At 68.9% G+C, this 25397-nt stretch carries 25 protein-coding genes and 1 pseudogene; 14 read left to right on the top strand and 12 right to left on the bottom strand.

Annotated elements, in window-relative coordinates; genetic code table 11:
• Nucleotide 1 precedes the first annotated feature (1 nt).
• The 3 genes from QFZ47_RS25420 to QFZ47_RS25410 are packed head-to-tail and all read left to right on the top strand — an operon-like array spanning nucleotide 2 to nucleotide 2609.
• Entirely contained in the window at nucleotides 2-1033 is a 1032-nt protein-coding gene (locus tag QFZ47_RS25420; RefSeq protein WP_307658272.1) for a chorismate transformation FkbO/Hyg5 family protein, read from the top strand.
• 29 nt (nucleotides 1034-1062) lie between these two features.
• Nucleotides 1063-1866: a lysophospholipid acyltransferase family protein gene (locus QFZ47_RS25415; protein ID WP_307658271.1), complete on the top strand. Its 804-nt coding sequence runs from the start codon at nucleotides 1063-1065 to the stop codon at nucleotides 1864-1866.
• Complete coding sequence (locus tag QFZ47_RS25410) at nucleotides 1833-2609, top strand: glycosyltransferase family 2 protein (protein WP_307658270.1); 777 nt, start codon at nucleotides 1833-1835, stop codon at nucleotides 2607-2609. Before QFZ47_RS25415 ends, QFZ47_RS25410 begins: the two co-directional genes overlap by 34 nt.
• Before the next feature lie 184 nt (nucleotides 2610-2793).
• Here QFZ47_RS25410 and fabG read toward each other — a convergent pair whose 3' ends face one another.
• From fabG to QFZ47_RS25360, 10 genes are read right to left on the bottom strand one after another with little or no spacing between them, the layout of a single operon-like run.
• Nucleotides 2794-3525 carry a 3-oxoacyl-ACP reductase FabG gene (gene fabG / locus QFZ47_RS25405; protein ID WP_307658269.1) on the bottom strand — a complete coding sequence of 244 codons (732 nt, stop codon included), beginning with the start codon at nucleotides 3523-3525 and terminating at the stop codon, nucleotides 2794-2796.
• Complete coding sequence (locus QFZ47_RS25400) at nucleotides 3522-3995, bottom strand: hotdog family protein (RefSeq protein ID WP_307658268.1); 474 nt, start codon at nucleotides 3993-3995, stop codon at nucleotides 3522-3524. The genes fabG and QFZ47_RS25400 overlap by 4 nt, the downstream gene beginning before the upstream one ends.
• Entirely contained in the window at nucleotides 3992-4774 is a 783-nt protein-coding gene (locus tag QFZ47_RS25395; RefSeq protein ID WP_307658267.1) for a class I SAM-dependent methyltransferase, read from the bottom strand. Before QFZ47_RS25395 ends, QFZ47_RS25400 begins: the two co-directional genes overlap by 4 nt.
• The gene (locus QFZ47_RS25390; RefSeq protein WP_307658266.1) at nucleotides 4771-5613 is read right to left on the bottom strand and encodes a polysaccharide deacetylase family protein; all 843 of its coding nucleotides are present in this window, start codon (nucleotides 5611-5613) and stop codon (nucleotides 4771-4773) included. The genes QFZ47_RS25395 and QFZ47_RS25390 overlap by 4 nt, the downstream gene beginning before the upstream one ends.
• Nucleotides 5613-8018 (bottom strand): MMPL family transporter, encoded by a 2406-nt coding sequence (locus tag QFZ47_RS25385; RefSeq protein ID WP_307658265.1) that lies wholly within the window; start codon nucleotides 8016-8018, stop codon nucleotides 5613-5615. The genes QFZ47_RS25390 and QFZ47_RS25385 overlap by 1 nt, the downstream gene beginning before the upstream one ends.
• Entirely contained in the window at nucleotides 8015-8548 is a 534-nt protein-coding gene (locus QFZ47_RS25380; protein ID WP_307658264.1) for a LolA-related protein, read from the bottom strand. The genes QFZ47_RS25385 and QFZ47_RS25380 overlap by 4 nt, the downstream gene beginning before the upstream one ends.
• Nucleotides 8548-9624, bottom strand: a complete 1077-nt coding sequence (locus QFZ47_RS25375) for a lysophospholipid acyltransferase family protein (protein WP_307658263.1) — start codon at nucleotides 9622-9624, stop codon at nucleotides 8548-8550. Before QFZ47_RS25375 ends, QFZ47_RS25380 begins: the two co-directional genes overlap by 1 nt.
• The gene (locus QFZ47_RS25370; protein WP_307658262.1) at nucleotides 9624-11333 is read right to left on the bottom strand and encodes an ApeI family dehydratase; all 1710 of its coding nucleotides are present in this window, start codon (nucleotides 11331-11333) and stop codon (nucleotides 9624-9626) included. Before QFZ47_RS25370 ends, QFZ47_RS25375 begins: the two co-directional genes overlap by 1 nt.
• 16 nt (nucleotides 11334-11349) lie before the next feature.
• Entirely contained in the window at nucleotides 11350-11994 is a 645-nt protein-coding gene (locus QFZ47_RS25365; RefSeq protein ID WP_307658261.1) for a COG4648 family protein, read from the bottom strand.
• A 3-nt stretch (nucleotides 11995-11997) separates the two neighbouring features.
• Nucleotides 11998-12309, bottom strand: coding sequence for a phosphopantetheine-binding protein (locus tag QFZ47_RS25360; protein WP_307658260.1), 312 nt, complete (start codon nucleotides 12307-12309; stop codon nucleotides 11998-12000).
• A gap of 102 nt (nucleotides 12310-12411) precedes the next feature.
• Here QFZ47_RS25360 and QFZ47_RS25355 point away from each other — a divergent pair, with 102 nt between their 5' ends.
• Nucleotides 12412-13920 carry a helicase HerA-like domain-containing protein gene (locus QFZ47_RS25355; protein WP_307658259.1) on the top strand — a complete coding sequence of 503 codons (1509 nt, stop codon included), beginning with the start codon at nucleotides 12412-12414 and terminating at the stop codon, nucleotides 13918-13920.
• A 28-nt stretch (nucleotides 13921-13948) separates the two neighbouring features.
• On the opposite strand, the gene QFZ47_RS25350 is transcribed toward QFZ47_RS25355, so the two are convergent.
• Together QFZ47_RS25350 and QFZ47_RS25345 are read right to left on the bottom strand one after the other, a co-directional pair.
• On the bottom strand, nucleotides 13949-14590 hold the full coding sequence (locus QFZ47_RS25350) for an NrsF family protein (protein ID WP_307658258.1): 642 nt from the start codon (nucleotides 14588-14590) through the stop codon (nucleotides 13949-13951).
• On the bottom strand, nucleotides 14587-15168 hold the full coding sequence (locus QFZ47_RS25345; protein WP_370880614.1) for a sigma-70 family RNA polymerase sigma factor: 582 nt from the start codon (nucleotides 15166-15168) through the stop codon (nucleotides 14587-14589). Before QFZ47_RS25345 ends, QFZ47_RS25350 begins: the two co-directional genes overlap by 4 nt.
• A 180-nt stretch (nucleotides 15169-15348) precedes the next feature.
• Between QFZ47_RS25345 and QFZ47_RS25340 the strand changes: the two genes are divergently transcribed.
• From QFZ47_RS25340 to QFZ47_RS25295, 10 genes and pseudogenes are all read left to right on the top strand, one after another.
• Nucleotides 15349-15768 (top strand): hypothetical protein, encoded by a 420-nt coding sequence (locus QFZ47_RS25340; RefSeq protein ID WP_307659013.1) that lies wholly within the window; start codon nucleotides 15349-15351, stop codon nucleotides 15766-15768.
• A 14-nt stretch (nucleotides 15769-15782) separates the two neighbouring features.
• The gene (locus QFZ47_RS25335; protein WP_307658256.1) at nucleotides 15783-16250 is read left to right on the top strand and encodes a DUF6152 family protein; all 468 of its coding nucleotides are present in this window, start codon (nucleotides 15783-15785) and stop codon (nucleotides 16248-16250) included.
• Nucleotides 16251-16364: 114 nt separating this feature from the next.
• Nucleotides 16365-17708: a GTP cyclohydrolase II gene (locus tag QFZ47_RS25330; RefSeq protein ID WP_307658255.1), complete on the top strand. Its 1344-nt coding sequence runs from the start codon at nucleotides 16365-16367 to the stop codon at nucleotides 17706-17708.
• Nucleotides 17705-19126, top strand: coding sequence for a URC4/urg3 family protein (locus QFZ47_RS25325; RefSeq protein WP_307658254.1), 1422 nt, complete (start codon nucleotides 17705-17707; stop codon nucleotides 19124-19126). Before QFZ47_RS25330 ends, QFZ47_RS25325 begins: the two co-directional genes overlap by 4 nt.
• 32 nt (nucleotides 19127-19158) lie before the next feature.
• Nucleotides 19159-19788 (top strand): uracil phosphoribosyltransferase, encoded by a 630-nt coding sequence (gene upp, locus QFZ47_RS25320; protein WP_307658253.1) that lies wholly within the window; start codon nucleotides 19159-19161, stop codon nucleotides 19786-19788.
• Between the two features lie 76 nt (nucleotides 19789-19864).
• On the top strand, nucleotides 19865-20869 hold the full coding sequence (locus tag QFZ47_RS25315) for a BMP family protein (RefSeq protein ID WP_307658252.1): 1005 nt from the start codon (nucleotides 19865-19867) through the stop codon (nucleotides 20867-20869).
• Nucleotides 20870-20883: 14 nt separating this feature from the next.
• A complete protein-coding gene (locus QFZ47_RS25310) occupies nucleotides 20884-21813 on the top strand; it encodes a 5'-methylthioadenosine/S-adenosylhomocysteine nucleosidase (RefSeq protein ID WP_307658251.1) in 930 nt (309 codons plus the stop codon).
• Nucleotides 21804-23414 (top strand): ABC transporter ATP-binding protein, encoded by a 1611-nt coding sequence (locus QFZ47_RS25305; RefSeq protein ID WP_307658250.1) that lies wholly within the window; start codon nucleotides 21804-21806, stop codon nucleotides 23412-23414. Before QFZ47_RS25310 ends, QFZ47_RS25305 begins: the two co-directional genes overlap by 10 nt.
• The gene (locus tag QFZ47_RS25300; protein WP_307659012.1) at nucleotides 23414-24475 is read left to right on the top strand and encodes an ABC transporter permease; all 1062 of its coding nucleotides are present in this window, start codon (nucleotides 23414-23416) and stop codon (nucleotides 24473-24475) included. The genes QFZ47_RS25305 and QFZ47_RS25300 overlap by 1 nt, the downstream gene beginning before the upstream one ends.
• Nucleotides 24472-25396, top strand: a pseudogene (locus QFZ47_RS25295) (ABC transporter permease). The gene QFZ47_RS25300 and the pseudogene QFZ47_RS25295 overlap by 4 nt, the downstream one beginning before the upstream one ends.
• The last annotated feature ends 1 nt before the right edge of the window (nucleotide 25397 follow it).

Raw genomic sequence — 25397 nt, 5'->3', positions numbered from 1 at the left:
CGTGCGAGTCCAGGGCGAAACCTCCTCCTCTCTGCGCGTCGAGCGCCTTTCGCTGTCCGACAGCCTTGCGCTGGCTGCCAACGGGCGTGCGCCTTTCGCGGCGCTCGGCTATGGCACGCCGCACGAACTGGCATGGATGCCGACCGTCAATGCGCGCGTTCTTTCGGCGCAAGGCGCGATGGCCGACGTGTGGCACGTGAGCGGCGGGCAGGTTGCATCGAGCACCACCGGCATCGCGCGCTGGCGCAGCGACGGACAATGGCTGCTCGGCGCCATCGACCTCGACGAGTCGATCGAGAAACAGGACCTCGCCGAACTCGCACACCGCGCCTACCGCGACCTGTTCAAGACTCTCGACCAGGCCGGCACGCCCCACCTGCTGCGCATCTGGAACTACCTGCCGCAGATCAATGCCGACGGCGGCGGGCTGGAGCGCTATCGCCAGTTCAATCTCGGGCGCCAGGAAGCCTTCTTCGAGGCTGGCCGCGCCGCCTTCGAGGGCGCGCCCGCGGCATGTGCGCTGGGCATCCACCAGGGCGCGCTGTCGATCCGCTTCCTGGCCGGCCAGATCGCGCCCATGCCGGTCGAAAACCCGCGCCAGATCTCGGCCTACCGCTACCCGGAAACCTACGGCCCGCGCTCGCCCACCTTCTCGCGCGCCGCGCTGGCCGAGATCGGCAATGGCGACGTGGCGCTTTTCATATCGGGCACCGCGAGCATCGTCGGCCATGAAACCGTGCACCACGGCGATGTGCTGGCGCAGACGCGCGAAACGCTGCGCAACCTCGAAGCCGTGATCGCGGCCGCCAACAACCAGGCCACGGCCACGTTCGCGCTCGCCATGCTCGATTGCGTGGTCTATGTGCGGCATCCGGCCGATACCGACAAGGTGCGCGGCGTGCTCGAGAGCGCGCTCGGCGCCGACGCGCCGATGATCCGCCACGCGGTCTACCTGGAGGCGGACATCTGCCGCAGCGACCTGCTGGTCGAGATCGAAGCCCACGCCGTCGCCCCGGGTCGCCTGCGGGCCTGACCCGGCGCGATCGACCGGACCGGCGACCCATGTCGATGACCCGCGTGCTGCGCATTCTCACGGCCATTCCGCTCGCGTTGATGCTCTACGCGCTGCTGCTGTTCCTGGGGCTGATCTCGTTGGCCTGGAATTTCGTGGCCATGCTGCTTTATCCGGTGATGCCCGAGGCACCCGCCCGCAAGCTGGGCCGCCTGACCATCGCCTTGGCCTACCGCATGTTCTGGGGCCTGGCCTCGGTAACCGGGATGATGCGCATCGACGCCGATTGCCTCGATCCGATGCGCGACGAGCCGGGCGTGATCTTCGTTGCCAACCACCCGACCATGCTCGACGCCCTGCTGCTGGTGGCGCGGCTGCCGCGCAGCGCCTGCATCATGAAGGCCGACCTGCTGCGCAACATCTTCCTGGGCGCGGGGGCGCGGCTGGCGCGCTACATCAGCAACGAATCGGCGCGCACCATGGTGCGGCTGGCCGTGGCCGACCTGCGCAACGGCGGCCAGCTGGTGATCTTTCCGGAAGGCACGCGCACCGTGACGCCGCCGCTCAACCCCTTCGGACACGGCGTGACATTGATCGCCAAGCTCGCGCAGGCGCCGATCCAGACCGTGTTCATCGAAACCGACTCGCCCTACCTCGGCAAGGGCTGGCCGCTGTGGCGCGTGCCGCCGCTGCCCGTCGTCTTCAGGCTCCGGCTGGGCGAGCGTTTTGCGCCCATGCAGGACAGCCACGTGCTGCAATCGGAGCTGGAACAATACTTTCGCCAACACATGGAACAGCGCGCAACCGACGCGTCCCCCGCATGCCAGACGCCTCGCGCACCCACCTTGTCCTGATCCCCAGCTACAACACGGGCGAACGCCTGTTCTCCACGGTCGAAGCGGCGCGCGCGCAGTGGAACCCGGTCTGGGTGGTGGTGGACGGCAGCACCGACGGCACCGGCGAGCGCCTGCAGCAGATGGCCGCCGGCGACCCGGGCCTGCGGGTCTGGCTGCTGCCGCACAACCAGGGCAAGGGCGCGGCCGTGCTGCACGGCTTGCGTGCGGCACGCGAGGCCGGCTTCACGCATGCGCTGACCATGGATTCCGACGGCCAGCACCCGGCCGACCTGATTTCCGCTTTCATGAAAGCATCGCAGGCGCGGCCGGAGACGATGGTGCTGGGCCGGCCGGTGTTCGATGCCTCCGCCCCGCTGCTGCGCGTGCGGGGTCGGCGCGTGTCCAACGGCTGGACCCAGCTCGAGACCCTGTTTGCCGGGGTGGGCGATTCGCTCTACGGATTTCGCGTGTACCCGGTGCCCGACCTGATCGCCGTGATGGCGCGGCAGCCGTGGATGCGCCGCTTCGACTTCGACACCGAAGCGGTCGTGCGGCTGGCCTGGCGCGGCGTCAAGCCCGTGAACATCGACGCGCCGGTGAAATACCTGACCGCCGAGGAAGGCGGGGTTTCGCATTTTCGCTATGGGCGCGACAACCTGCTGCTGACGTGGATGCACACGCGGTTGATGGTGGAGTTCGTGCTGCGGCTGCCGGGTTTGGTTTTTCGCAAGCTGCGCGGGGCCCCGCCGTTTCAGAGGTAGCGCTTCTTTGTTGAGACGCGCCCGGCAGGCGATGCGGCGCTTGTCATGGTGTTGAGGCCGCTGCCCTCACCCCAACCCTCTCCCAGAGGGAGAGGGAGCAAGACCGGGAACGGGCTCCAAAGAGGAGGAACAACCACTGCGCTGTCCTCGGCTCAACCCTCATCGCCGTGCCCCGCAGTAAAACTCAGATCATCCCGCCGTTGATCGAAATCACCTGCCCCGTGATGTAGGCCGCCTCGTCGCTGGCGAGGAATGAAGCCAGCGCCGCCACTTCCTGCGGCGTTCCGGCGCGCTTCATCGGCACCATCTGGTTGACCATGGCGGGGTCGAACGCGGCATCGGCCATGGGCGAGGCGATGATGCCCGGCGCAATGGCGTTGACCGTCACGCCGCGCGACGCCACTTCGAGCGAGAGCGCCTTGGTCGCGCTGTTGAGCGCACCCTTGGCCGCGGCATAGTTGACCTGCCCGCGGTTGCCGGTCAGCGCCGAAACGGACGAAATATTGAGAACGCGCCCCCAGCGCGTGCGCATCATCGGCAGCAGCAAGGGCTGCGTCACGCGGAAGAATCCGTTGAGCGAGACGTCGATGACCTTGTGCCACTGGTCTGCGCGCATGCCGGGCAGCACGGCGTCGTCATGCACGCCCGCGTTGTTGACGACGATCTGGACCGGCCCGCCTTCGAGCATGCGCTCGCACGCCACGCGGCAGGCTTCGTCGCTGCGCAGGTCGAACACATGGCACTCGGCCCTGCCGCCCGCAGCCGCGATGGTGGCCGCCAATTGCTCCACCGCTTTGGGACGCGAGTTGGCGTGCAGCAGCACCGTGGCGCCATCGCGCGCCAGGCGCTCGGCCATGGCGGCGCCCAAGGCACCGCTGGCGCCGGTGATGAGTGCGCGTTTTCCTTCGAGAGTCATGGTGCGTGGGCTCCGGTTGCCAGCGGCGTGTTCAGCACCACCACCGCGCGGCCTTCGGCCAGCACATGGCCGCCGCTGTCGTTCACCGCGAATTCATAGAGGATCTGGTTCGTATCGCCCGACAGGCGACGCGCCTGCACCTGCAGCGCGCCGTCGATGTCGTCGAGCCGCGCCACCGACAGGCGCACATTGCGCGCACTCGCGAGGAATCCGGCCGACGGCGTGCTCCCCTCGGCGGCCAGCAGCCCGCCGTGCAGCGCCATGGCCTGGGCAGCGTACTCGATGGCGTTGGGTGCGAGCAGCCCGCCCGCGGTCCGCAACGGATTGTCTGGTTGCGCATGCGTGCGGGTGCTGCAATGGATGGACTCGGCATCCCAGCGCTCGAGCCGGTCGAGCAGGCACATGCTGCCGCTGTGCGGAATGCGCTCGGCAATACCGGTGCGGTCGAGCGTCTGTGGGGCCGCTGTCACGCCGGGTGCTCCAGGTCGGCCACCAGCAGCACGTTGGCAAAGGGCGTTCCCTTGCTCATCGGAATGCTTTGCACGCGGAATTCCAGCCGCTGCAGCGCCGCCACCCAATCGGACAGCGGACGGCCCCAGGTGGGCGACACCTTGTGGCCGCGCACGCGCGTCACGGTGCGGTCGACCCACTGGCTGATGGCAAAGCCGCGCTTGCTCGACGCGTCGCCCACGCGCAGCAGCAGCCGGGCATTCGCATTGCTGCCGTGCCGCAATGCATCGCGCACACGCTGCAGGACACTGTTTTGCGCCTCGATGTCCACGTAGTGCAGCACGTCGAGGATCACGACCAGGTCGCACGCCGGCAGCGGCGCCGAGCACATGTCGGCGCAGAGCAGCCGTGGCGCCGGCTGCAGATGCCCGATGGAAGCCTCGGCACGCGCCACGTCCTTGGGCATCAGCTCGATGCCGGTGTAGTCGGGGGCCGGTGGCGTGGGCTTCCAGGACGATGGCCAGCGGCCGTGCGCCTGCATGCGGCTCATCGACGCGAGCAGGCTTGCGAACAGCCCTTGGCCGCAGCCGATGTCCACCACGCGGCGATGTGCTGTGTCGATCAGCCCGCGTTCAAGCAGTCCGCGAAACACCGGATCGCGCCCCAGCTTGCCGCGCGCGAAATGCCAGGCGAAGCTGCCACCCTTCTTGTAATGAACAGTGGCGGTCTCGTGAAGCTCGCGCCAGGCGGCATCGGTGGAAAAAGAAGAAGACGAAGAAGAAGGCAGCACCGCACTCATGATTCAAGGCCTTCCGGCAAGGTGACAGCGCGCAGCCCGTCGGCGCGCAGGCGTTCGAAAAGCAAGGGCAATACCTCCAGCAACACGGGGTTTCCTCCAGGGGTGCGCGCGGCGTTGCCGTCGTGCAGAAGCAGGATGTCGCGCGCCTGCAGCTTGCGGCCCAGGCGCGCCATGACCTTGGCAGGGTCGCCTTCGCGCGTGTCGAAGCCGCGGCGCGTCCAGCTCACGAGCGACAGGCCAAGCCGGTGCAGCACCGGTTCGAGAAACGGATTGCGCAAGCCGGCCGGTGCGCGGAAACAGGTCGGGCGCTGGCCGGTGGTGTCGGCCAGGATGTCCTGCGCGCGGGCGATCTCGCTCGCAAAGCCGCGGGGACCGAGAAAGGAAAAATTGTGCCGGTGCCGCGCGGTGTGGTTCTGGATGCTGTGGCCCCGCGCCACGATCTCGCGCGCCAAGTCCGGATGGGCCAGCACGCGCTCGGCAATGCAGAAGAAGGTGGCGCGCTGGCCATGTGCGTCCAGCAGGTCGAGCACCCGGGGCGTGACCTCGGGGTCGGGCCCGTCGTCGATGGTGATCGCCACCTGGCGCCGGGCACCGGCGGCCTCGGGCAAGCGCGTGACATTCGGCCCCAGCAGGCTGCTGCGCGGCGCGAGCCCCGCGCCGGTGATCAGCGCATGGTTCAGCACGATGGCGCCAATGGCCCACGGCATGGCGCCGGGCACCATCGCGCCAGCGCCGATGGCGGCCACGTGCCAGGCCGCGCTGGCGCGAATGGCCGGCGGCCAGGGCCAGGGTTCGGACGGTGCAGCGGATGCGGAGGACATGGTGCGGGATTTTCCCATCAGCCGCGCGCGGGCGGCGTTGGCACCACGCGGCGCGCGAACGCGGCCGACAGCAGCAGCGCCAGCAAGGCACCCGGCGCGACCACGCGTCCGATCGACGACAGCGCCGGAATGTCCGAGATCGCGATCAGCCCGAACGACACCACCGTGGTCAGGTTGGCCAGCATCAGCGAGGCCAGCGTGTCCTCGTCGGCCCGTCCGGCCATGCGCAGCTGGTCGAAGAACAGCGCGTAGTTGGAGCCCACCGCCACGATCAGCAGCAGCCCCACCAGGTGCAGGATGCCCAGCGGCACTTGGAGCACGGCCATGCCGCCCAGGGTGAGCACCACCGCGAACAGCAGCGGCTGGCACACCGCGAGCAGGCGCCGGCCCGAGCGCAGGTAGAGGCCGAGCAGCACCACCACGGCCAGCGCGCCGAGCAGCACCTGCACGAAGGCCTCGTGCAGATAGCGCTGATAGAGCCCCGCGAGTTCGCGGCCCACGTCAACCACCTGCACCTCGGGCACGCCCGCGAGCGCGGCTTCGAGCCGGCGCGCGTCGAACTTCGCTCCGGGGTGCAGCACCACCAGCGTCGACCAGCCGCCGCCCGGGCGCTGGTACATGAGCGTGTTGACCACCGAACCGAGTGGCCCGCCGGCCAGGTCGGTGCGCCGCACGGGCGCGAGCTTGCGCGCGGCTTCGACATCGGCCAGGAACGGCCCGAGGCGCGCGGCCGGCAGCGGCGAGCCTTGGGTGGCCTCGGCCAGCCGGGTGCGCAGCGTTTCGCCCTCGGGCAGGCTGGCCAGCCGGGCCGCCTGGGTCGCGATGCTCGGCAGCACGCGCGTCACGGCCTCGAAGCCGCCGAGCTCGCCCTTGTCGACCAGTGTGTCGAGCCGTGCGGTGGCGGCTTCGGTGTTGCGCAGCGCGGTTTCCTCGTCGGCGCCGTAGACCACCACCAGCGTGCTGCCGTCGCCGGTGCCGATGTCGGCGCGCAGCATTTCGTCGAGCTGCTGCGCCGACTTGGGCACCGGGCTCATGGCGCCGAGGTCGGCGCGCCACAGATGCCCGCCCTGCCAGATCACCAGCACCAGCGCGGCAGCGCCGAGCCCGGCCAGGACCCATCGCAGGCGCGGCAGGCCGCGCACGAGCATGCCGGCCGCGTGCGCCATGTACTTGCGCATGCCCATGCCGGTGGCGCCGTCGGGCGCGAGCATCGGCAATGCGTAGCGCGTGGCCAGCGCCGCGGCCACGAGCCCTGCAATGGAGAACACGCCCAGCTGCGCCAGGCCCGGAAAGCCCGAGAACACCAGCGCCGCGAAACCGCACACCGAGGTCAGCAGGCCGAGCCGCACGGTGGGCCAATGCACTTCACGCCAGCGCGCCCAGCCGGTGCCGGCCACGGCTGCGCCCCGGGCCTGGATCAGGTAATAGATGGCGTAGTCGACGGTCTCTCCGATCAGCGTGCTGCCGAAGCCCAGCGTCATGCCGTGCACCGAGCCGAACACCACGCTGACCGCCGCGGTCCCCACCACCACGCCCGTGGCCACCGGCAGGAATGCGATGACCAGCGCGCGCGGCGACGCAAAGGCCAGCAGCAGCAGGCCGCCCATCACGATGCCGCCGATGATGGCAAGGTGGATGGCTTCGGTCTTGATCTTGTCGCGGCTCAGCACCGAGAACACGGGCGGGCCGCTCAGCAGCAGCTTCGGCCGGTCGGCCTCGGCCATGCCCTGCGTTGCGGCGTCGAAAGCCGCATGCACGCGCGCGATGGCCACGGCCTGGGCATCGAGATCGCTGCCCGCAGCGCGCGTGGTGGCGATCATGAGCGCGCGCGGCGCGTTGCGCGACATCCAGACGCCGTCTTCGCTGCGCGGCGCGCTGGCCGGCGTCAGCTCGACGGCAATGCGCTGGGTCTCGCCGGTCGGATCGCGGTCGAGCAAGGGCTTGATCGCGTTGCCCGCCGGCGTGCCCAGCATCGACAGCGTTTCATAGATCGCGTCGCGCAGGCCTTCGGCGGTGAACTGCTCGGGCCTCACGCCCGGAGAAAGCTGGTAGCGGTGCTCGAAGACCCAGGTGCCGGCTTCGCTCCAGTCGCCGGTGTCGCCGTTCTGGATCAGGTCGAACAGCCGGCTCTCGCGCATGGACTTGGCCACCGCGCGGGACACGGCCGCGCGCTGCTCCACGCTGGCGCCGCCCTCGATGCCGAGCATCAGCGTGCGCGACGCCACGCCGCTTTGCAGCTGCTCGATGAGCACCTGCTGCCGCACGTCGGGGCTCTTGGGCAGGAAGGCCGAAAGATCTGCGCTGAATTGCGTGCGCGCAATCTGCAGCGCGCCGCAGAGCAGAACCAGTGCCCAGACCATCAGCACCAGCGCCCGGCGCTGCCAGCTCGGCGGGCCGCCCTCCCCGGTCTCGCGCGCCCTCACGGCGTGGTGCGCCCGGCAGCGCCCGAAGGCGCGGTGGGTGCAGCGCCCTGGCGCTCGGGCGTGATGCTCATCACCGAGCGGTCGCCGCCGACGAACTCCATTTCGAGGCCGAGCACTTCGCTTGAGCGGCCGCTGATGCGGATGCTGCGCACCTGCGCCGCAAGCCGGCTGTCGGCCGGCAGGAGGTCGAGCGTCCAGTTGGCGGTCGAGCCGCTCACCGTGCTGCGGAAATAGCGCTGCAGGGTGGCGCCGTCGCCGGCCAGCGTGCCGCGCATGGCTTCGACCAGGCCGAGCAGCTCGGGCATGCTGTCGAGCGTCAGGGTGCGGTTGCGGCCGCCGCGCGAAAGCGTCAGCGTGTTGCCTTCGACCGCCATGGTTTCGACGCGCGGTGACAGCGTGCGCCGCACCAGCTTGTCGGGTGCATCGAAGCTCAGCGTGCCGCGGGCATCGAGCGGGCCTTCCAGGCCGTGCACGAAGCGCTGCTCGGTGAAGCGGGCCTCGCCGCTCTTTTGCTTCGAAAGCAGCCCCATCAGCTCGGGCAGGTCGAAGGCCCATGCCGGCGCGGCGCAGCAGGCCAGGGCCAGCAGCAGGCTCCTGCAAAGCCAGTCAAACCGAATCTTCGAGCCAGGAAATCATGAAAGTTGAACCAGTTGTAGGGATAGGCGCGGCACAGTGCATCGAGGCGCGCCACATAGGCTTCGACCGCCGCGCGGATGCGGCGTTCCCGCTCGGCGGGGTCGGACGCCCGCTCGCTGAAGTCGGCCAAAAGGTCGAACCGGACATCGTAGCGCGCGCCGCCGCCATACAGGCCGGCCATGAAGAACACCTTGCACCGCAGCAGCGCCGCCAGGCGGAACGGGCCGTCGTCGAAACTTGCAGGCTGGCCGAGGAACGGCAGCACGATGTTGTTGCCGCGCTGCTGCGCCGGCTGGTCCTCGCTGCCCGGCAGGGTGCGGTCGACCAGCATGCCGCCAAGGCCGCCGCCATCGAGCCAGTCGCGCAGCGCGAGCATCGAATGCGGTCGGCCCAGCGCGATCACGTGGGGCCGCAGCTCGGGCAGGCTGATGGCGTTGAGGATGGCCGTGATGCGCTGTGCGTTGTCGGGGTACATCAGCATCGCCAGCCGCAGGTCGTGCTTGTGCTGGCTTTTTTGCTTGCAGGCGCCCATCGCCTCGAAGCTGCCGACGTGCGCGCCGAGCAGAAAGGCGCCGCGCCCTTTCAGCGCCTCGGCTTCCAGCGCCTGGTTGCCTTCGACTCTGACGTCGAACAGGTCCATGCGCCCGCGCAGGAAGTACACGCGGTCGAGCACCGTGGAGGCAAAGGCGTGCAGCAGCCGGTAGCCGTCGATCCAGCCGGCGTGCGGACCGATGGCCCGGAACAGGTAGCGTTTGATGTGGCGCCGCGGCGCGGGTGCGAACAAGAGGAAGTACAGGCTGATCGGCGGCAGCAGCAGGCGCGTGACGTGGCGCCCGCATACGATCGCCATCAGGCAGATGACGCGCAACGCCAGCATGTTGCTGCGCTCGGGCGTGTGCGCCCAGTCGCCGCGCTGGCCTGCCTGCGCCGCATCATTCACGGCGCGCGTCTCGGCGTCGGTGTGCTTCATCACGCAGACTCTGGCACGGCGGCCCAGCGGCCGGTGACAGCCAGCACGCCGTCGCAGCGCACGTCGAAGCGCACCCCGCGCGCAGCGCCGGACTCCGGGTGCAGTTCGATGGAAAGCATGCTGCCCGGCCGCACGGGCGCCAGGAACTTGGCGGCCGCGAGCGTGGGGTGGCTGCCCAGCCGGGCGACCAGCGCCGGCACGCGCTGCACGGCTTCCATGACCTCGGCCAGCACCAGCGCGCCCGGCAGCAGCGGCTGGCCGGGAAAGTGGCCCGCGAACGCCGGATGGTCGGCAGGCACCGCATGGGCCAGCTGCACCGGCGTGTCGTCTTCCGCCAGCTGCGCGAGCGCGAATTCGCGCAGCGCCCGCACCGTGAGCTTGCCGGTGCCTTCGCGCGGAAAGGCCTTCACCTGCACCACGCGGCGCGGGACGAACACCGACTCCAGCCGCTGCCGCAGGGCGGCGACGATCTGGCCGGCAGAGAGCGCGGGTGCCACCACGAAGGCCACGGGGCGCACCACGCCGTCGGCCACTTCGTCGGGCAGCCAGAACGCGCCGTCCTCGACGCCCGCGATGCTGTTGAGGTGATAGTTCAGGTGCGCGAGCGAACTGCGCCGGCCCGCCACATGGATCAGGTCGTTGGCGCGGCCCAGCAGCCGGAAGCGGCGCGCATCGAGCAGTTCGAGCACGTCGGCCATGGGCGTGGGCTCGGGCAGGAAGTCGCCGCTGAAGATGAAGCGCTCCGGACCGTCGCCCTCGCCCGGTTCGGCATGGACTCGGATGTTGCCGAAGTTTTCCCAGACCTCGCTCTGCGTGGTGCGGCGGGTGGCAACCTGGCCGGATTCGGTGCTGCCATAGATCTCGATCAGCACCCCGCCCAGCGCCTGTTCGGCCTGGGCCGCCAGCTGCGGCGAGAGCGGCGCGGTGGCGGAAAGAATCAGGTCGACCGGCGGCAGCTCGATGCCCGAAAGCAGCAGCGTCTTCAGGTGGAAAGGCGTGGTGACCAGCGCGCGCGGGCGCGGCACCGAAGCCAGCGTCTTGGCCACGTCGGCCGGAAAGAACGGCCGTCCGCTGTCGAACGCCGCGCCGCCCAGCATGGCCAGCAGCGCCGACGATTCCAGCCCATAGCTGTGCTGCACCGGCACTGTCGCAACCAGCGTCAGGCCGGCGAGCGATGGCAGGCCGAGCAGGCTGGAGAGCCGCTCCACCGCCACCGCAACGTCGCCGACCAGCGTGTCCCAGCGCTTGGCATGCGGCTGCGGCGCGCCGGTGGAGCCGGAGGTCAGCAGGCTCACGGCGTGCATGGCGCCATCGATGGCCGGAATCTCCAGGCCGGCGCCGCCTTCGGGGCTGGCGCGGTGTTCGACCAGCACGCGCGGCATGCCTGGCGTGGCGAGCGCGGCGTCGTCGGTCAGCGCGAAAAGATTCGAGCCAGCGGATTCGAGCAGGCGCGCGAGCGTGTCGGGCCGCGCATCGGGCGGCAGCAGGCTCGCGTGGCCGCGCACCAGCGCAGCCGCCAGGCCGACCGCAAACGCATAGCGGTCGACACAGAGATTGACGGCCCGGCCCTCGGCCGGCAGCAGCGGCGCGAAGCGGGCCACATCGGCCAGGAACTGGCGCGTGCTCACGGGCACGCCGGCGCGCCAGGCCAGCGGCGCATCGAGATCCCGGTTCGCGATCAGCGGCAGCAGGCGGGTATCGGCGCTCACGCGGGTGCCCCCTGCTTCAACGGTTGCCGCTGCCGTGGTCAGCGGGCGATGCGCCCTGGAAGGCGCGCACCGCATCGATGAGCCGCGTGCGCTCGAACTCGGGGTGCAGCCGGTAGCGCACCAGGTGCTCGCCCACGAAGAGAAGCGTGACCGACAACGGCGTCAGCACGTTCGCGAGCAGCGACCAGGCCGACAAAGGCAGCGTCAGGTACACCACGATGGACGACACCACCACCAGCGCGAAGTACACGGTCCAGATGCGCGTGAGCGTCGTGGTGTAGGCCAGCATGTGGCCCTTGAGCGGATGTACGCGCTGCGCGAACTGGGTGATCAGCGACAGGCCGGGCCCGCGCAGCGAAGCGCCGAACCAGCCGCACAAGAGACCGTTGATGGCGACGTGCTGAAAAACATAGAGCCGATTGGTGTCGCCCGCCTCACCCAGGAACACGAGCGCGAAGCCTCCGATGCCCAGCAGCATCGCCGCGGCAAAACCCCAGCGGCCGAACTTGCTGGCGGCAAAACCCATGGCGGCCAGCCAGAGCGGGCCGAGCAACACCACCACGGCCCACGGCTCGGTGGGGTGGAACAGCATCATCCAGTGAGAGAGGCCGGCATAGGCCACTCCCACCAGCAGCAGGAGCGCCAGTCGCCATCGTGACATGGATCAGGAAGCGTTGCGGTGCTGGGCGACGTGGGTCGCGAGCGTACGCAGCGACTGGAAGATCTGCTGGTTGCGCTCGTCGTCCGAGCGCAGCTGGAAGCCGTAGCGCCGGGACACCTCGAGCGCGACTTCGAGAATGTCGATCGAGTCGAGGCCCAGGCCTTCGCCGTACAGCGGATCGGTGGGCACGATGTCCTCGGGCGCGACTTCGAGATTGAGCGCGTTCACCAGCAAGACGGCCAACTCTTTTTCAATCGGCGACTGTTCAGGTGAATCGCCGGCGGCGGGAATGGGGGGCTGAGCAGTCGATGGCAAAAAAAACCTCCTGAAACTTTTTCGGCAACTACCTCGGGGGCCGTGGATTATAGGAGGGCCGCTTGATTAGACTGCCCGCTTCGATACGACCCGGAGCCCTTCATGGCCGACCCCCTTCTGATCGCGCGCCACGACACCATCGAGTGCGCCCTGCTGCCCAGCCTGGCCAACCGCCACGGCCTGATCACCGGCGCCACCGGCACCGGCAAGACGGTCACCCTGCAGACCATCGCCGAGAAGCTCTCGGGCATCGGCGTTCCGGTGTTCATGGCCGACGTCAAGGGCGACCTGACCGGCATGAGCCAGAAAGGCAGCATCGGCGAAAAAATGGCGGCCACACTGAAGGAACGGGGCATCGAGCCGCCCGAACCGGCCGCCTGCCCCGTCACCTTGTGGGACGTGTTCGGCGAACAGGGCCATCCGGTGCGCGCCACCGTCTCCGACATGGGCCCCCTGCTCCTGGGCCGCATGCTGGACCTGAACGAAACCCAGGCCGGCGTGCTGAACCTGGTGTTCAAGATCGCCGACGACAACGGCCTGCTGCTGCTCGACCTGAAGGACCTGCGCGCCATGCTGCAGCACGTGGGCGAGAACGCGAGCCAGTTCACCACCGAGTACGGCAACATCAGCGCCGCCAGCGTGGGCGCCATCCAGCGCGGCCTGCTGCAGATCGAAACCCAGGGCGGCGACAAGTTCTTCGGCGAGCCGATGCTCAACATCGCCGACTTCATGCAGACCGTGGGCGGCAAGGGCGTGGTCAACATCCTGGCGGCCGACAAGCTCATGAACTCGCCGCGGCTCTACGCCACCTTCCTGCTCTGGATGCTGTCGGAACTGTTCGAACAGCTGCCCGAGATCGGTGACCCCGACCAGCCCAAGCTGGCCTTCTTCTTCGACGAGGCCCACCTGCTCTTCAATGAGGCGCCCAAGGCGCTGGTGGAGCGCATCGAACTCGTGGTGCGGCTGGTGCGCTCCAAGGGCGTGGGCGTCTATTTCGTGACGCAGAACCCGCTCGACATTCCGGATTCGGTGCTGGCCCAGCTGGGCAACCGCGTCCAGCACGCGCTGCGCGCCTTCACCCCGCGCGACCAGAAGGCCGTCAAGGCCACGGCCACCACCATGCGCCAGAAGCCGGGCCTGGACATCGAAACCGCGATCACCGAGCTTGCGGTGGGCGAGGCGCTGGTGAGCTTTCTCGATGCCAAGGGGCGCCCGAGCGTGACCGAGCGCGTGTTCGTGGTGCCGCCCGGCAGCCAGATCGGCCCCATCACGCCCGCGCAGCGCCAGGCGGTGATTGGCAGCTCGCTCGTGGCCGGCGTGTATGAGAAGACCGTGGACCGCGAGTCGGCCTACGAAAAGCTCAAGGGCCGCGCTGAAAGCGCACCCGATGCGCCGGCGGGCAAGCCGGGCGCCAAGGGCGCGGCCGAAGCGTCCGAAGGCAGCAGCATGCTGAACGACCTGCTCTTCGGCAGCACCGGCCCGCGCGGCGGCAAGCGCGACGGACTGGTGCAGACCATGGCCAAGTCGGCCGTGCGGACCATGGGCACCTCGGTCGGCAAGGAGATCCTGCGCGGCGTGCTGGGCGGCATCTTCGGCGCCAAGAAGCGCTGAGCCAAGGCTCGGGACCCGTTTACCAGGTTTACCAGCGCAGCAGGCGGGGCCCGACCATCGCGCCCACCAGCATCGTCAGCGCGATGCCGCTCACGTACCAGACCGCCAGGAAGGGTGCCGTCAACTCCATGCAGTGCAGCGCGTAGACGGCCGCGCCCACCCCGCCAGCCAAGGCGCCGGCGGCCGCACCGGCCAGCGCAGGCCGCGTGGGCGCCAGCCCCTTCAAGGCCAGCAGCGCGGCCGCGAAGACCGGCAGCCCCAAGAGCCCGATGCTGAGCGCGCAAACGCGCCACGACTGGCCCATGAGCAAGGGCATGCGTTCTTCGGCCGGCGCATTGAACCAGGCCAGGGCCGCCATCACCCACACCGCGAGCACCGGCACCGCGATGCCGATCCAGGCGCGCCGCACCGGCACGCCCGGGCGCGCCAGGCGCTGCGCCATCACGAAGGCGGCCGCCGCAATGCACAGCGGAAACAGCACCTTGACCCAGAACATCGGCCAGAACATGGCCTGCACCAGATCACGGCGCAGGCCGTATTCGGTGAACAGGATGGCGAAGGACAAGGGCAGCCCGGCCAGCAGCGCAAGCGCCAGGCGGCGCCCCGCGGCCCGGCGCGGCACGGCCGTGGCGCCGGTCGCCAGCATGGCCACGAGATCGTCGGTCTTCATGGCGCCTTGCTCCCGATCCTGGCGGCGAGCGCCTTGAGTCCGCGGTGGATGCCCACCTTCACGGCCGATTCGGACATGCCGGTCAGGCTTGCCGTTTCGGCCACCGAGAGGCCTTCGAGCTTCACATGCACGATCGGCAGGCGCTGGCGTTCCGGCAACGTCTGCAACAGGCCGCCCAGGTCGCGGCGCGCGTCACTGGCGTCGATGGTCGATTCGGCGAACACCGCCAGATCGTCGTCCAGCGGGTCATGCAGCGCTTCGCGCGCGGACTTGGCGCGCAGCAGGTCGATCATCTTGTAGCGCGCAATCGCATGCACCCAGGCCGTCAGCGGCTGGTCGCTCTGGTAGGTGTGGCGCTGGTTGTGCATGGCGAGCAGGCATTCCTGGACAAGGTCTTCCACTTCATCGGGCCAGCCGAACAGGCGCTTGCCCAGAAAGGCGCGCAAATGCGCGCTGAGTTTTTGCAGGAATTCGCGATAAGCCGCCGCGTCGCCGTCCTGGCCGCGCAGGAACAGGCTGCGCAGCGCGGCTTCGGCGTCGCTCATTCGCGTTCTGCTGTCCATTGTGTTTCGTGCCATCGGACCGGCTGGTTACAGCCCTTTCGGAAAAAAGATCCCGCCGGATTGTGCCGTGCCCGGCGAAGACGCCGGATGCGTCCTCGGCTAAGCTCGCCCGAACCTATGGAAGGAGCATCCCATGCAACCTGCCGGTTCCTGCCTTGCGGCCCCTGAACAGTCCATGGCCCGGACGTGACAGCGATGCTCGCCGGGCTGGTTTCGCATCCCTGGGCCTATCCCGCGCTGGAGGTGGTGCACATCGTCGGCATCGCGCTGTTGTTCGGGGGACTGCTGGTGTTCGAATTGCGGGTGCTCGGCCTTGGCCGGGAGCTTTCGGCACCGCGGCTGGCCCGCCTGACGCTGCTGCCTGCACTGGTTGGTTTCGGGCTGTGCGCCGCCACCGGCCTCACGATGTTTTCGACGCAGCCCGGCGAGCTGCTGGCCAACTCCGCCTTTCGCATCAAGCTTTTCCTGATCGGCCTGGCGGGCGCCAACGCCATCTGGTTCCATGTTCGCGGCGGCCCCGCCGCCACCGGCGCAATGGCCAAGGCGCAATGCCTCATGTCGCTGGGGTTTTGGCTCGCTGTCATCATCTGCGGGCGTTGGATTGCCTACATCTGAGCAAGGAGACCAAGATGATTGAGAGACGCTTGTTCGTTGCCGGTTCGCTGGGCCTGGCACTGCCGTCCTGGGCGCACCATGGATGGAGCAGCTTCGACCAGGATCGCCCGCTCTACCTGGAGGGACGTGCGAGCAAGGTCATGTGGCGCAATCCGCATGGCGAGGTCGAACTGGAACTGCCCGAGAACCCGGTCCTGCCGGCCGATCTGAAGCAGCGCGCGCTACCCAGGCAAAGCGCGGCCGTCGATGGCCCCGCGCTGCTGGCCAAGGCGCAGCTGCCGACGCGGCGCGACCGCAAGTGGCTGATCGAACTGGCGCCGCTTACGCGCCTGCAGGCCTGGGGGCTCGAGGAGATCAAGCCCGGCACTCCCGTGGCCGCGCTGGGCTTCACCTTCACCGGCGAAAAAGGCGATCCGGTGCTGCGCGCCGAATACCTGTTCGTCGGCGGCAAGGCCTACGGCCTGCGCTCCTCGCCGGCCTGAACGGCACACCGGCCGCGGCGCCATTGCCGCGGCCACCGGCGGCATTGACCAGCCTCGCGCCCTGCTTGCCAGCCGCGCGAGTGATCGGTACATTGCATTTTTTGAGGGCCTCCAATGTCCGCAGATAGCACAGCGACCCCTTCCGAGATTCCCGAGATTCCCGAGATTCCCGAGATTCCCGCGATCCCCGTCTCGCCCCTGCCCTCGCTCCATCCTTCGTCGTCGACCGGCCACATCCGGCTGACCTCCCATGCCGGCGGCTTCGGCGCGCTGCCCATCCGATGGGGCGCGGCCACCGCCACCGAACGCGGGCCCGTGGTCGGCACCACCACCAAGCGGGCGCATCGCAACGTCATCGGTACGCACAGCGGCTCGTACAGCGTCTATCGCGCACTGGCCGTGGCAGCCGGCGCCCTCAAGCGCGAGCACAAGGCCGACCTGACCAACACCGCGCCCACCGACGTGATCGGCCCGTACCCGCAGTGGAGCGAGCCCGGACGCATCGTCTCGCTCGACCCGTGGGGCGCATTGGTGGCCGATGTGTTCTCCACCGAGCTGGCGGCGGGCTACGACATCCGCCCGACCATCGCGATCACCAAGGCGCACGTGATCCTGCCCGAGGTGATCGAGGCACTGCAAAGCGGCCGGCTCAAGGCCGACGGCCACTTCCTCACCGCGGGCGGTGCGGCCATGGTGACCAAGGCCGCCATCGAGCCCGTGTGGTACCTGCCCGAAGTGGCGCGGCGCTTCGGCTGCTCCGAAACCGACCTGCGCCGCACGCTGTTCGAGGAAACCGGCGGCATGTACCCCGAGCTCGTCACGCGCTCCGACCTCGAAGTGTTCCTGCCGCCCATCGGCGGCCAGACGCTCTACATCTTCGGCAACCCGCGCGACCTGGCCAACCCCGAGGTCGAGCTCACCGCGCGCATCCATGACGAATGCAACGGCTCCGACGTGTTCGGCTCCGACATCTGCACCTGCCGCCCTTACCTCACGCACGCCATCGAGGAATGCATCCGGGGCGCGCAGCGCGGCGGCGTCGGCCTCATCGCCTACTCGCGCAAGGAAGGCCGCGCGCTCGGCGAGGTGACCAAGTTCCTGGTCTACAACGCACGCAAGCGCCAGGTGGGCGGCGACACGGCCGACCAGTATTTCGCGCGCACCGAGTGCGTGGCCGGCGTGCAGGACATGCGCTTCCAGGAACTGATGCCCGACGTCTTCCACTGGCTCGGCATCCGGAAGATCCATCGGCTCGTGTCGATGAGCAACATGAAGTTCGACGCCATCACCGGTTCGGGCATCGAGATCGGCGAGCGCGTGAACATTCCCGACGAACTGATTCCGGCCGACGCCCGCGTCGAGATGGACGCCAAGATGGCCGCCGGCTATTTCACGCCCGGCCCGGTGCCGGACGCCGAGGAACTCAAGAAGGCCAAGGGCCGGGGATTGAGCGAATGAGCGACAACAAGGCAAACAGCAGCAGCAGCAACAACTATCTGCCCGCCGACGGCTCGGGCAGCCTGCCGCCGGGCAGCGCGGGCGACATCGATCCGGCGATCGAGTTCGCTCCCGACACCAGCCACCCCGCGGGCGCCGCCACCGTGCTGCGCACCACCGCCGCGATCCGCGAGCGCGCGGCCGCGCTGCTGGCGCGCGCTCGCCGCGGCGAGTCGCAGTGGTTCCGCATCGCCGGCAGCGACGTGCTCGAAGACGCGGCGCGCACCGTTGCCGAGGTCACGCGCGAGCGCTATCCCTGGGACACCATCCCCTACCACAGCCGCTGGCGCCATTTCGAGGCCGGCGGCATCGACCGGCTGAAGCAGCTCGACCAACTGCTCGGCAAGGGCGTCGATGCGCGGCAGCGTGCCAGCGCGCACATCGACCTCGTGCTCGTGAGCGTGCTGCTCGATGCCGGTGCGGGCCCTGGCTGGCACTACACCGAGCCCGCCACGGGCGAGCGCTTCACGCGCTCCGAAGGCCTGGCCGTCGCGAGCTTCCATGCCTTCACGAGCGGGCTGTTCTCGTCCAACCCGGACCATCCGCTGCAAGCCGATGCCGCGGGCCTGCGCGGCCTGGTGACCGACCGGCTCGGCGACGCCTTCCAGGTCAGCGACGTCAATCCGCTGGTGGGCCTGGCCGGCCGTGCGGTGCTGCTGCGCCGGCTCGGCGAGGCGATGAGCGAGCAGCCCGAAACCTTCGGCGACGAGGGCCGGCCCGCCGGCATGTTCGATGCGCTGGTCGCCCCGTTCGGCGCGGCCGCGCCGCCCACGGCCGAGATCACGGCGCACCAGATCCTCTCGCTGCTGCTCGAGACGCTCTCGGGCATCTGGCCCTCGGCCAATGCCATCGACAGCATCGCGCTGGACGGCAGCGACACCACGGGCGGCATCGGCTCGAGCGATCCGGCCCTCGCGCTCGGCGACTGCTGGCGCCACAGCGCGGTGCGCGGCCCCGGGCTCACCAATGGCTGGATGCCGTTCCACAAGCTGTCGCAATGGCTGACCTATTCGCTGCTCGAACCCTTCGAGCGCGCGGGTGTGAAGGTGCGCCATCTCGATGCGCTCACCGCCCTGCCCGAATACCGCAACGGTGGCCTGCTGATCGACAGCGGCGTGATCGTGCCAAAGGACCCGGCCTTTCTTTCGCGCACCTGGAAAGCCGGGGACGAGTTCGTCGTCGAATGGCGCGCCCTCACCGTTGCGCTGCTCGACGAACTGGCGCCGCGCGTGCGCAAGATCCTCGACCGCACCGAGGAAGAACTGCCGCTGGCCTGCGTGCTCGAGGGCGGCACCTGGGCCGCCGGCCGCGTGCTGGCACAGCGCTTGCGAGACGGATCGCCACCGCTCCTGATCGAAAGCGACGGCACCGTCTTCTAGACTCCCGGTTCCGCAACGGCAGAAAAAATCCAATGAGCAACGTCCACCTCGTCGACCACCCCCTCGTCCAGCACAAGCTCACGCTGATGCGCCGCAAGGACGCTTCCACCAACAGCTTCCGCCGGCTCCTGAACGAAATCAGCATGCTCATGGCCTACGAGGTCACGCGCGACATGCCGATGCAGGACATCGAGGTCGAGACCCCGCTCGAAACCATGCAGGCCAAGGTGATCGACGGCAAGAAGCTGGTGCTGGTGTCCATCCTGCGCGCGGGCACCGGCATCCTCGACGGCATGCTCACCGTGGTGCCGGGCGCGCGCGTCGGCCACATCGGCCTGTACCGCGACCCGAAGACGCTCACAGCCGTCGAGTACTACTTCAAGATGCCCGGCGAAATGGAGAACCGCGACGTGATCGTGGTCGACCCGATGCTGGCCACCGGCAACTCGGCGGTGGCGGCGGTCGAACGGCTCAAGGAACTCAACCCCAAGTCGATCAAGTTCGTCTGCCTGCTGACCTGCCCCGAAGGCCTGGCGACCATGCAGAAGGCCCACCCCGACGTGCCGATCTACACCGCCGCGATCGACCGGGAGCTGAACAGCCACGGGTACATTCTGCCGGGCCTCGGCGACGCCGGCGACCGCATCTTCGGCACGAAGTAAGGCCGACGCCTTCTGGCGGCGGCCGCTGTCGATCCGGCAGCAACAAGAAGATTTCCATACCTCGAGGAGAAGCACCGTGACAGCACGCCGTCAGTTGATCATTCGTTCCGCCGCCATTGCCGCAGCAGCACTTGCGGCCGGCGTGCCCGGCCTCGCGCTCGCGCAGGCCAAGCTCAAGGTGGCGGCGGTGTACACCGTGCCCTTCGAGCAGCAATGGGTGGGCCGCATCCACAAGGCGCTCAAGGCGGCCGAAGCGCGCGGCGAGATCGAATACAAGGCGACCGAGAACGTCAGCAACGCCGACTACGAACGCGTGATGCGCGAGTACGCCACCGGCGGCAACCAGCTGATCCTCGGCGAGGTTTTCGGCGTGGAAGCCGCGGCACGCAAGGTCGCGAAAGACTTCCCCAAGGTTGCCTTCCTCATGGGCTCTTCGCTCAAGCCGCAGGCGCCCAACTTCAGCGTGTTCGACAACTACATCCAAGAGCCGGCATATCTCTCCGGCATGGTGGCCGGCGGCATGACCAAGAGCAACCGCATCGGCATGGTCGGCGGCTTCCCGATCCCTGAAGTGAACCGGCTCATGAATGCCTTCATGGCGGGCGCGAAGGAAACCAATCCCAAGGTCGAATTCAGCGTGAGCTTCATCAACAGCTGGTTCGATCCGCCCAAGGCCAAGGAAGCGGCCTTCGCGATGATCGACAAGGGCGCCGACGTGATGTACGCCGAGCGCTTCGGCGTCTCCGACGCGGCCAAGGAAAAAGGCAAGCTCGCCATCGGCAACGTGATCGACACGCAGGCGCAGTACCCAGACACGGTGGTGGCTTCGGCGCTGTGGAACTTCGAGCCCTCGGCCGACCGCGCGATCAAGCTCGTGAAGGAAGGCAAGTTCACGGCCGAGGACTACGGCCCTTATTCGATGATGAAGCACAAGGGCTCCGAACTCGCGCCGCTGGGCACCTTCGAGAAGAAGGTGCCGGCGGACATCGTCGCCAAGGTCAAGGCCAGGCAGGCCGACATCCTGTCGGGCAAGGTCACCGTCAAGGTCGACGACTCCCAACCCAAATCGACCGCCAAGTGAAGGGGCCGACGACGATGCGCTGGCGTTCTCTTCTTGCGGCCGGCGTGCTGGCCTTCGGTCTCGCGGGTTGTGCCGGTGTCCACAAGAGCGCCGGCAGCAGCGCGCGGCTGGACGACACGCCGCGCATTGCAGTGATCTCGGCCTTCCAGCCCGAGCTCGCGCTGCTGCTGAACCGGCTCCAGGGGCCGGTGAAGCACAGCGTCGACGGCGTCGATTTCACCACCGGCACGCTCGAAGGCAAGCCGGTGGTGCTGTTCCTCTCCGGCATCAGCATGACCAACGCGACGATGAACACGCAGCGGGTGCTCGACCGCTTTCGCATCACCCACATCGTGTTCAGCGGCATCGCGGGCGGCGTAAACCCGTCGCTGCACGTGGGCGACGTGACAGTGCCCGCGCAGTGGGGCCAGTACCTCGAAGTGCTGATGGCGCGCGAAGCCGCGCCGGGCAAGTTCACCGCGCCGCCTTTCATCAAGGACGCCACGCTGCCCAATTTCGGCATGATGCATCCGCGCCCGGTCGAAGTGCGCTCGGCCGCGCATCCGCAGATCGAGCGCAGGTTCTGGTTCGAAGCCGATCCGAAGATGCTCGAGGTGGCGCGCAGCATCCGCAATGTCGATCTCGCGAGCTGCAGCGCCGGCAAATGCCTCGCGCGCAAGCCGCAGCTCGTGATTGGCGGCAACGGCGTCTCGGGGCAGGCCTTCATGGACAACAAGGCCTACCGTGAATACACCTTCAAGACCTTCCAGGCCAATGTGCTCGACATGGAAACGGCGGCCGTAGGCATGGTGGCCTACAGCAACGGCGTGCCCTACATCGCCTTCCGCTCCCTCAGCGACCTCGCGGGCGGCGGCGAAGGCGAGAACGAGATGGGCACCTTCATGGGCATTGCGGCCGACAACTCGGCCAAGGTCATGCTGGCGTTCCTGGCTGCATGGAAGTAATCGGCGCCCCTGTTCTGCGCCTGCGGGGCATCACCAAGCGCTTCGGCTCCCTCGTCGCCAACGACGCCATCTCGCTCGACCTGCAGGCGGGCGAGGTGCTCGCGCTGCTGGGGGAGAACGGCGCGGGCAAGTCAACGCTGATGTCCATCCTGTTCGGCCACTATGTCGCCGACGAAGGCAGCATCGAAGTCTTCGGCGCTCCCTTGCCGCCAGGCAACCCCAAGGCGGCATTGGCCGCGGGCGTGGGCATGGTGCACCAGCACTTCACGCTGGCCGACAACCTCAGCGTGCTCGACAACGTGATGATGGGTACGGAGCCGCTCTGGCGGCCGGTCTCGCGCCGGGCGGCCGCGCGCGCGAAGCTGCTCGATGTGGCGCAGCGCTTCGGCCTGCCGGTGCGGCCCGACGCGAAGATCGGCAGCCTCTCTGTCGGCGAGCGGCAGCGCGTCGAGATACTGAAGGCGCTGTACCGCGGCGCACGCATCCTGATCCTCGACGAGCCGACCGCCGTGCTGACGCCGCAGGAAAGCGAGGCCCTGTTCGCCACGCTGGCGCAGATGGTGGCGCAGGGCCTGTCGGTGATCTTCATCAGCCACAAGCTCGGCGAGGTGCTGCGCGTGTCGCAGCGCATTGCGGTGCTGCGCGGCGGCAAGCTGGTGGCCGAGGCGCGCACGGCCGACATCACGCAGGCGCAACTCGCGCTGTGGATGGTCGGGCATGCGGTCGAAGCGCCGCAGCGCCGGCCCGCGAGATCGGTGGGCGACGCGGTCTGCGTGCTGGACCATGTGAGTACCGCATCGGACACGGGCAGCGGACAGGACCATTCAAATGCCCTCCGCGAGGTATCGCTCACGCTGCGCGCCGGCGAGATCACCGCCGTTGCGGGCGTCTCGGGCAACGGCCAGGCGGCGCTGGCCGAGCTGCTGTGCGGCACGCGCCGTGCCGCCTCGGGCACCGCCTTGTTGATGGGCCGTGCGCTGCCGTCCTCGCCCGCCCGGCTGGTGCAGCGCGGCGTCGCGCGCATCCCCGAAGACCGGCACGCGGTCGGCGTGGTCGGCGACCTGCCGGTGTGGGAGAACGCGGTCTCGGAGCGGCTGCGCAGCCCCGTCTTCTCGCGCTGGTCGTGGTTCGTGCGGCGTACGGCCGCGCGGCTGCATGCGCGGCGCATCGAAGAGGCGTTCGCCGTGCGCGGCGCGGGCCTGATGGCGCCGGCCCGTTCGCTCTCCGGCGGGAACATGCAGAAGCTGATCCTCGGGCGCGCACTGCTGCCACCGGAGCAAGAGGAAGACGCGGACAACAGGAAATACCCGACACGCGCGCCGCGCCTGATCGTCGCGCACCAGCCGACCTGGGGCCTCGACATCGGCGCCGTCGCCTATGTGCAGCAGCAGCTCATCGCCGCGCGCGACGCCGGTGCGGCGGTGCTGGTGATTTCCGACGACCTCGACGAAGTGCTCGCGCTCGGCGACCGCGTGGCGGTGATGCACGGCGGCCATCTCGGCGAAGCGCGCCCGGCCGCGGCGTGGACGCGCGAGGCCATCGGGCTGGCGATGGCCGGTGCGGCGGCGCCGCAGCAGCCACGCGCACAGGCCACACCATGATGCGGCTCGAACGACGCCACGAGCCCTCGCGCGCCGCGCTGGTGCTCGCGCCGGTCGGCGCGGTGGCCTTCACCATGGCGGTGAGCGCATTGCTCGTGCTCTGGGCCGGCGCGCCGGTCGGCCGCACCTACGCATTGCTGCTGCAGGGCGGCTTCGGCTCGGTGTTCGCGTGGAGCGAAACGCTGACGCGCGCGATCCCGCTGATCCTCACCGGGCTGGCCGCGACCGTCGCGTTCAAGGCGCGGCTCTTCAACATCGGCGCCGAGGGGCAGCTGTTCGCGGGCGCGCTCGCCGCCGTGGCCGTGGGCGGCATGCATGGCGGCACCGGCTTCGAACTCTCGCCCTGGATCCTGTTCCCGCTGATGATGCTGGCCGCCGCCGTGGCGGGTGCCCTGCTGCTGCTGGGCCCGGCGCTCATGAAGAACAAGCTCGGCGTCGACGAGGTGGTGACCACGCTGCTGATCAACTTCATCGTGCTGCTCGGCGTGTCGGCGCTGCTCGATGGGCCGATGAAAGACCCGAGCGCCATGGGCTGGCCGCAGAGCGTGTCGCTGCAGCCCGATCTTGAACTCGGCAAGCTGGTCGCCCAGACGCGCGTGCACACCGGGCTCGTCTGGGCCGTGTCGCTGGCCGTGATGGTGTGGGCGATCTTCAAGTACACGGTGCTGGGTTTCGACATTCGCGCGGTGGGCGCGAACGCGCGCGCCGCAGCCTTCGCCGGCGTGCCGGTCACGCGCACGGTGGTGATGGTGGCGCTGCTTTCGGGCGCGCTGGCCGGGCTGGCCGGCGCCATCGAGGTGGCGGGGCGCACCAGCTACGTCACGCTCGACATGTCGCCGGGCTACGGCTACACGGGCATCGTGATCGCGATGCTCGCGGGCCTGCATCCGCTGGGCGTGATTGCCGCGGGCGTGTTCGTGGCCGGCGTGCTGGTGGGCGCCGACACCATGAGCCGCGCCGTGGGCGTGCCGACCTACATCGCCGACGTGATCGTCGCGGCCTCGCTGGTCGCGGTATTGGTGGCGACGCTGCTCACGCAATACCGGGTGCGGATGAAATGACGGACCTGCTCGACATCCTCGCCAACCCGGCCTTCTGGGTCGCGGTGCTGCGCATCGCCACGCCGCTGATCCTCGGCACGCTCGGCGTGCTGCTGTGCGAGCGCGCGGGCGTGCTCAACCTCGGCATCGAAGGGATCATGGTTGCGGGCGCCTTCACCGGCTGGCTCGCCGTACATGCCGGCGCACCGCTCTGGGCCGGTGTCGGCGTGGCCGCGTTCACCGGCATGGTGTTCGGGCTGCTGCATGCCTTTCTCACCGTGGGCCTGGCGCTGTCGCAGCACGTTTCGGGGCTGGGCATCACGCTGCTGGCCACCGCACTGAGCTACTTCGGCTACCGCGTGAGTTTTCCGAAGGTGAACACGCCGCCGACGATCACGCCCTTTGCGCCGATGGAGTGGCTGCCGGTGCCCATCCTGAATGCGCAGACCGCGCTCACGCTGTTCGCGCTGCTGCTGGTGCCGGCCATCGCCTGGGTGCTGTACCGCACGCCGCTCGGACTCGCGCTGCGCATGGTGGGCGAGAACCCGCAGGCGGCCGAGAGCCAGGGCGTGTCGGTCGCGGCCATGCGCACCGGCGCCATCGTGGCAGGCTCTGCGCTGATGGGTGTGGCGGGCTCTTTTCTCACGCTCTCGGCCTTCAACGCCTTCTTCTTCAACATGGTGAACGGCCGCGCGGTGGATCTGCGTGGCGCTGGTGGTGTTCGCCTCGTGGCGGCCCGGCAAGGCCCTGCTCGGCGCGCTGCTGTTCGCGTTCTTCGATGCGCTGCAGCTGCGGCTGCAACAATCGGGCGATGCCGTGCTGCCCTACCAACTGTACCTGATGCTGCCCTACCTGCTGTCGATCCTCGCGCTGGTGCTGGTGGCGCGCAAGGCCAGCTATCCGCAGGCACTGATGAAGCCCTATCGCAAGGGGGAGCGTTGAT

The organism is Variovorax paradoxus, assembly GCF_030815975.1.
GTDB classification, from domain to species: Bacteria; Pseudomonadota; Gammaproteobacteria; order Burkholderiales; family Burkholderiaceae_C; genus Variovorax; species Variovorax paradoxus_N.
The sequence above is the reverse complement of the archived record's forward strand: the minus strand, read 5'-3'. Positions and strand labels throughout refer to the sequence as shown.

Bases quoted from the DNA above. Each gene is read 5' to 3' on its own strand.
- QFZ47_RS25415 (WP_307658271.1), top strand. From the start codon at position 1,063: ATGTCGATGACCCGCGTGCTGCGCATTCTCACGGCCATTCCGCTCGCG.
- QFZ47_RS25410 (WP_307658270.1), top strand. From the start codon at position 1,833: ATGCCAGACGCCTCGCGCACCCACCTTGTCCTGATCCCCAGCTACAAC.
- fabG (WP_307658269.1), bottom strand. From the start codon at position 3,525: ATGACTCTCGAAGGAAAACGCGCACTCATCACCGGCGCCAGCGGTGCC.
- QFZ47_RS25395 (WP_307658267.1), bottom strand. From the start codon at position 4,774: ATGAGTGCGGTGCTGCCTTCTTCTTCGTCTTCTTCTTTTTCCACCGAT.
- QFZ47_RS25390 (WP_307658266.1), bottom strand. From the start codon at position 5,613: ATGGGAAAATCCCGCACCATGTCCTCCGCATCCGCTGCACCGTCCGAA.
- QFZ47_RS25380 (WP_307658264.1), bottom strand. From the start codon at position 8,548: ATGGGGCTGCTTTCGAAGCAAAAGAGCGGCGAGGCCCGCTTCACCGAG.
- QFZ47_RS25375 (WP_307658263.1), bottom strand. From the start codon at position 9,624: ATGAAGCACACCGACGCCGAGACGCGCGCCGTGAATGATGCGGCGCAG.
- QFZ47_RS25365 (WP_307658261.1), bottom strand. From the start codon at position 11,994: ATGTCACGATGGCGACTGGCGCTCCTGCTGCTGGTGGGAGTGGCCTAT.
- QFZ47_RS25355 (WP_307658259.1), top strand. From the start codon at position 12,412: ATGGCCGACCCCCTTCTGATCGCGCGCCACGACACCATCGAGTGCGCC.
- QFZ47_RS25350 (WP_307658258.1), bottom strand. From the start codon at position 14,590: ATGAAGACCGACGATCTCGTGGCCATGCTGGCGACCGGCGCCACGGCC.
- QFZ47_RS25345 (WP_370880614.1), bottom strand. From the start codon at position 15,168: ATGGCACGAAACACAATGGACAGCAGAACGCGAATGAGCGACGCCGAA.
- QFZ47_RS25340 (WP_307659013.1), top strand. From the start codon at position 15,349: ATGCTCGCCGGGCTGGTTTCGCATCCCTGGGCCTATCCCGCGCTGGAG.
- QFZ47_RS25335 (WP_307658256.1), top strand. From the start codon at position 15,783: ATGATTGAGAGACGCTTGTTCGTTGCCGGTTCGCTGGGCCTGGCACTG.
- QFZ47_RS25330 (WP_307658255.1), top strand. From the start codon at position 16,365: ATGTCCGCAGATAGCACAGCGACCCCTTCCGAGATTCCCGAGATTCCC.
- QFZ47_RS25325 (WP_307658254.1), top strand. From the start codon at position 17,705: ATGAGCGACAACAAGGCAAACAGCAGCAGCAGCAACAACTATCTGCCC.
- upp (WP_307658253.1), top strand. From the start codon at position 19,159: ATGAGCAACGTCCACCTCGTCGACCACCCCCTCGTCCAGCACAAGCTC.
- QFZ47_RS25310 (WP_307658251.1), top strand. From the start codon at position 20,884: ATGCGCTGGCGTTCTCTTCTTGCGGCCGGCGTGCTGGCCTTCGGTCTC.
- QFZ47_RS25305 (WP_307658250.1), top strand. From the start codon at position 21,804: ATGGAAGTAATCGGCGCCCCTGTTCTGCGCCTGCGGGGCATCACCAAG.
- QFZ47_RS25300 (WP_307659012.1), top strand. From the start codon at position 23,414: ATGCGGCTCGAACGACGCCACGAGCCCTCGCGCGCCGCGCTGGTGCTC.